We start from the raw sequence: 4,844 nt of genomic DNA on the forward strand, positions 1-4,844 counted from the left end.
AATGCCGTTCTTAACAAACCTTGTAAATCCATAACCAAATCATAATTTTGTTTGTTACAATCTTTTAAAATATCAAAAAAAGCTTTTATTCCGCCGTTTCTCTTCCAAACTTTTATATTGGTTATATTACCAAACAATTCTACTGTAGGTTTAAATTTATCAAAAACAAGCCAATCTATTTTAGCATTACTCCATTCTTCTTTTATTGCGGCAATAATGGGATTTGCTTGAATAATGTCGCCGAAAGAACTCGGTTTTATAATTAAAATTTTCATAATAGAATATTTTATCAAATAACTAATTACAAGGCAAAAATTTACAAAACAATTTATAATCAAATAAACTTATAAACAAAAATTATATTCTTTTGAAAACATCTGTTTTAAGGGATGACACTTTATCAAGGAAAAGAAATCCGTCTAAGTGGTCTATTTCATGTTGAATTGTTATTGATTCAAAGCCGTGAGTTTTAAATAATTGTTTATTACCGTTTATATCCGTATATTCTACTTCTATTTTATTTTTTCTAACAACATTTCCCGTAAAATCAGGAACACTTAAACAACCTTCCCTTGATTTTAATTTACCGGATGTATATGTTATTTTCGGATTTATCATAACCAACAAACCGCTGTTGTGGTGCGGTTTAGGGTTTAAAGAAACATCAACCAAAACTATTCTTGCCAAAACCCCTACCTGAACGGCTGCAATACCTACACAATGGTTTGAGGAAAGCATTGTCTCTCTCATATCGGATATAAGCTTTTTTACATCCGAATCTATTTTTTCTACCGGCAAGCTAACCTGTTTTAATATCGGGTTTGGAATTGTTACTATATTTAAAATTGCCACTTTATTAAATTTCCTGAGAATCCGCTTGGTTCACAAAAATTTCAACTTTAAGTTCTTTTGCCAAATCTTTTAAATTCTTTTTAAAATCTTCTATTTTTACGGATTTTGGTATATTAACTTCTATCAACATTATGTAAACTTTATCTTTTTTACCGGAAATTTTTGTTTGGACATCGGTTATATTTATTTTTTTATCTGCTAAATATTTACTTACGGTATAAACTATACCTACTCTGTCGGCACCGTAAACGGCAATAATATAATCACCGTAATTTTTTTTGTCTTTTTTAGGTTTATCAACTTCATTTACCGAATATGATAAATCAAGTTTTTTTAATGAAGAATTTAAACTTCTTTTTATTTTTGAAATATCGGAATTTTTTGGGCAGTCAAGTAAAAGTATTACCGCAAATTGCCCCGATAAAAGCGTCATTGTTGAATCTTCAATATTGCAACCCAATTTAAAAAGAATTTCGGATATTGAACTGACTATTCCGGTTCTGTCTTTTCCTATTGCCGACAAAGATAACATTTTTTTCATTATTTTATCCTATTTTATTTATTTACTTGACTATTGATTATAGCAAAGTTTTTTGTTTTTGTCATAAAAAGATATGAAGAATAAAACAATTAAAGTTTTTATTAAACGGACATACTGTTGTCGCGATGTTTTTGTAGAATAATAAAAAACTTATTAATTTCAGGAGAATAAACAAATGGAAGAATTATTTACCGAACAAGAAATAAAACAAGCCGCAACAACTTGTAACCCGTTAACAAAACTGCCGGTGTACACATCGGAACAATATTTTGACGATATTTTGGATATTTTTTATACAGACAGATGGAACAGAAAAATAAATTTTCAAAGTTTTAAAACCATAGATGAAAGAAGTATAGGCAAAAACAGCAACATTAAATTCATTAAAGAAACAGAAAAATACAATTTTAATATTCTTGAAAGGTTTTGCATAATATTTGTTGCAATATCAAAATTGAAAAGCCGTGACAGAGTTAGAAAAAACGATTTAATTGAAACTTTAGTTGAACTAAATGTAGCAAAACCGAGTTTTATAGTAAAACTATTAAACGATAATTCCAAATTAATTACAAGTAAATGTATTTATTATAAACAAAGAAATTTTAACGAACAGGAATTGGAAATAAACGAAAATCTGCTTAATATTTTAATGAATACAACAATTCAAGATAAAGCAAACATCAAAGAACAAGTTGTTGATATAAACCCAACCCAATTGTATGAACAACTTAACAAATATGTTATCGGGCAGGACAGGGCAACAAGAAATATTTCCGCAGCAATTTACGAACATATAATAAAATGTAAAATAAATAAAAACAACAATAAAGATAAATTGGATAAAACAAACACTTTAATAATAGGTCCAACCGGAACAGGCAAAACATTTATTTGTAACACATTAAGTAAAATATTGGATATTCCCATATACATAGCCGATGCAAGCCAACTGACCGAAACTGGTTATGTAGGTTTAAGCCCCGATTCGATATTTGCAGGTTTATTAAAAAAGTGCAAACAAAATATGCCCGAAAACAAGTTCCCCATAAGTATAGTATATATAGACGAAATAGATAAAATTGCAATAAATAAAAATGATAACAAAAATGATGTGGGAACAAAAACTGTTCAGGAAGAATTTTTAAAAATATTTGAAAGCACTAATTATTTTTGTAACGGCGGAAAGTTTGGTTTGGACAGGGAATATGATATATCAAATGTTATGTTTATTGCAGGCGGAGCATTCAGCGGATTAGAAAAAATAATTGAAAACAGATTAAATTCAAACAAATGCAAAAGTATCGGCTTTTTTAATGAAGAATTTGCGGTGCAGGATAACTTAAACATATTGCAACAAGCCACTACCGAAGATATAATCAAATACGGTTTTATGCCGGAATTTGCAGGAAGGTTATCCAATAAAGTGATATTAAATGATTTAACAAAACAGGATTTAGTAAAAATTCTAACCGAAAGCCAAAATAATGTTATAAGCCAATACAAACAGGTATTTATGGAAGCAGGTATAAAATTGGAAATACTTGAAGAAACAATAGAATATGTTGCCGAACAAGCCGTAAAAAACAGGACAGGTGCAAGAGGTTTAAAAAGTATATTAAGGAGTATCTTAAATAAAATATTATTTGAAACAGCATCCAAAGGACAAACGGATTTTACTTTAAGCCCAAAAGATTTTGTTTTTTAGCATTGCCGTTTTGCCAATAGTCAAAAGTATCTATATCAATTACCGTTATATGTCCGTCTATTTTGTTTTTTTCTATTGTTGCAAAACCGCCGGTATCTATAAGGCAAATATTCATATCTTCGTCATAAATTGGATTTAATAACGGAGTATGCCCGGCAAACACTATTGGAGATTTACTATTAAATTGTGTTTCAAAAAATTTTTTATGTTTTCTTTTTTCATTAACATATTTTGAACATGCTATAACTTTTCTGCTCCACAGTTGGTCATCGTATATTTCATCCTGTAAAAGTCCGCTTTCTGTTATATTGGCAAGAGTTATTTCTTCTAAATTATATCCTTCTTTTGTTCTGTCAAAAATCTTTTTAGGTGTCGGTGTATGCATTATAATTTTATCTTTAAGTTTTATCATATACGGTATATTTTTTAACCAATTATAAATTTTTAGTTTTTCTTCGTCTGCCATATCTAAAAATTCTACAAAAGTATTCATTCCACCGTTATAATAAGCCCAAGCATGGAAAGTATTTTCCGGCATTTTATAACTTAAATATTGTGCAAGCCAAATATCATGATTACCGATAACGGGATGGAAATTATTTAACTTCATTAAAAAATTTAAAGTTTTTAAATTTTCGTTTCCCCTGTCGCACAAATCACCTACACAATATAGAGTATCGGAAGAAGAAAAATTACATCTATCCAAAACATCAGTTAATTTTGAATACATACCGTGAATATCGCCAACACATAATCTTCTTCCCATATTTCCTCTCTATTTTCTGTTTAAAACACTTATCACTACTTGCATAATAATGTCTTTATCTTTGGGATTACTTTCTGCAATAAGTAAGGTTAATGCAAATAATGTTGCACTGTCTATAACAGGTTTGTTTATTTTATCATAAAGCATTTTGTTTCTATCTAAGAAATATAAGAAACAACTTGCTGCAATTCTTTTATTTCCGTCAACAAAACTATGGTTTTTTACAACCATATAAAGCAACATTGCTGCTTTTTCTTCTAATGTTGGGTAAAGTTCTTGTCCACCGAAAGTTTGATATACTTGATTAACGGAGCTTTCAAAGCTTTTATCTTTAGGAACAGCAAAAACATCGCTTGCAAAATCGCCTTTCATCTTATCAACAATTTTTAAAAAATCTTCTGTTTTTATTCTAACTGCTTTCCTTTTAGAATTACCTTTTTTATCTAATTGTTGATGGTCGTAATCATCAAGTAAGTTTAACCCTTTAACAAAATTATTTAAAATATTGCTTACATCTTTAGCTTGTTTTAATGTTTCAACTTGTTTTATTAAACTTCTGTTAAGTAAATCTACTGTTTGTTGTAACGTTGCAAATTTTTCTTTTTGTTGTTGTAACAGATTTTTATTTATAACATAACCTTCCGTAAGGTAGTTTTTTAATGTTTTTGTAGCCCAAATTCTAAATTGTGTTGCTTTTGTAGAATTTATTCTGTAACCTATAGAAATAATTGCATCAAGATTGTAAAATTTAGTAAGGTATTTCTTTCCATCTACGGCAGTTGTCAAGAAATCCTTGACAACTGAATTCTCACTCAGCTCACCTTCTTCAAAAATGTTTTTGATATGTAGACTTACATTTTGTTTTGTAGTTTGAAATAATTCCTTACAACAATTATAGCGACCTTAATATTTTGGTTATAATTTTGCAACTAACTCAATCGAGTATGCCCTTGCGGGATCCATATACACTTCATTCCTGA

General features: G+C 28.9%; 6 protein-coding genes. 1 reads left to right on the forward strand and 5 read right to left on the reverse strand.

What is annotated here, in order from left to right:
* From ACMUOV_RS05045 to ACMUOV_RS05055, 3 genes are all read right to left on the reverse strand, one after another.
* Positions 1-275: glycosyltransferase family 9 protein (locus tag ACMUOV_RS05045; protein WP_413854018.1), on the reverse strand; the 275-nt coding region annotated here is incomplete at its 3' end.
* An 82-nt stretch (positions 276-357) separates the two neighbouring features.
* Positions 358-852: a peptide deformylase gene (gene def, locus ACMUOV_RS05050; protein WP_413854019.1), complete on the reverse strand. Its 495-nt coding sequence runs from the start codon at positions 850-852 to the stop codon at positions 358-360.
* Between the two features lie 4 nt (positions 853-856).
* Positions 857-1,393 (reverse strand): glycine cleavage system protein R, encoded by a 537-nt coding sequence (locus ACMUOV_RS05055; protein WP_413854020.1) that lies wholly within the window; start codon positions 1,391-1,393, stop codon positions 857-859.
* A gap of 175 nt (positions 1,394-1,568) precedes the next feature.
* On the opposite strand from ACMUOV_RS05055, the gene ACMUOV_RS05060 reads away from it, so the two are divergent.
* The gene (locus ACMUOV_RS05060) at positions 1,569-3,098 is read left to right on the forward strand and encodes an AAA family ATPase (RefSeq protein ID WP_413854021.1); all 1,530 of its coding nucleotides are present in this window, start codon (positions 1,569-1,571) and stop codon (positions 3,096-3,098) included.
* On the opposite strand, the gene ACMUOV_RS05065 is transcribed toward ACMUOV_RS05060, so the two are convergent.
* Together ACMUOV_RS05065 and rhuM are read right to left on the reverse strand one after the other, a co-directional pair.
* Complete coding sequence (locus ACMUOV_RS05065) at positions 3,067-3,864, reverse strand: metallophosphoesterase (RefSeq protein WP_413854022.1); 798 nt, start codon at positions 3,862-3,864, stop codon at positions 3,067-3,069. The two genes, ACMUOV_RS05060 and ACMUOV_RS05065, sit on opposite strands and share 32 nt — an antisense overlap.
* Before the next feature lie 9 nt (positions 3,865-3,873).
* Complete coding sequence (gene rhuM, locus ACMUOV_RS05070; RefSeq protein WP_413854023.1) at positions 3,874-4,707, reverse strand: RhuM family protein; 834 nt, start codon at positions 4,705-4,707, stop codon at positions 3,874-3,876.
* Positions 4,708-4,844 lie beyond the last annotated feature (137 nt).

The organism is Candidatus Ruminimicrobium bovinum (assembly GCF_902760015.1).
Lineage (GTDB): Bacteria > Elusimicrobiota > Endomicrobiia > Endomicrobiales > Endomicrobiaceae > Ruminimicrobium > Ruminimicrobium bovinum.

Coding starts and splice junctions, on each gene's coding strand:
- ACMUOV_RS05060 (WP_413854021.1), top strand. CDS start 1,569: ATGGAAGAATTATTTACCGAACAAGAAATAAAACAAGCCGCAACAACT.
- ACMUOV_RS05065 (WP_413854022.1), bottom strand. CDS start 3,864: ATGGGAAGAAGATTATGTGTTGGCGATATTCACGGTATGTATTCAAAA.
- ACMUOV_RS05055 (WP_413854020.1), bottom strand. CDS start 1,393: ATGAAAAAAATGTTATCTTTGTCGGCAATAGGAAAAGACAGAACCGGA.